The 342-nt window shown below is 52.0% G+C and carries 1 pseudogene; it reads left to right on the top strand.

The features are described from left to right. Positions 1 to 284: pseudogene (locus B2899_RS05975) on the top strand (phosphoglucosamine mutase); the annotation flags it as partial. Positions 285 to 342: the final 58 nt, after the last annotated feature.

Below are 342 nucleotides of genomic sequence, written 5' to 3'. Positions count from 1 at the left end.
AGGCAGGCAAGCCTCTGTCCGAGCTGGCTCGGGAGACGATGACACAATTCCCGCAGATTCTCGTAAACGTGCGGGTAGCCGATAAAACGAAGCTGACCGGAAATATTGCGATTAAAACCGCGATTGAAGAAGTGGAGTCCAAACTCGGCTCGAACGGCCGCGTGCTTGTCCGTCCATCCGGTACAGAGCCGATCGTACGCGTCATGGCGGAAGGTCCGAACAAGGCTGAGCTTGAAGAGTACGTACAGCAAATCGCTGATGTCGTTAAGAGAGAACTGGTATAAATGGTGGGAAGAAGGATGCGGCAGATCTGTCGTGTCCTTTTTTCTGTGAAAATTGTGA

This window comes from Aneurinibacillus sp. UBA3580 (genome assembly GCF_002375825.1).
Classification (GTDB): Bacteria; Bacillota; Bacilli; order Aneurinibacillales; family Aneurinibacillaceae; genus Aneurinibacillus; species Aneurinibacillus danicus.
The sequence above is the reverse complement of the archived record's forward strand: the minus strand, read 5'-3'. Positions and strand labels throughout refer to the sequence as shown.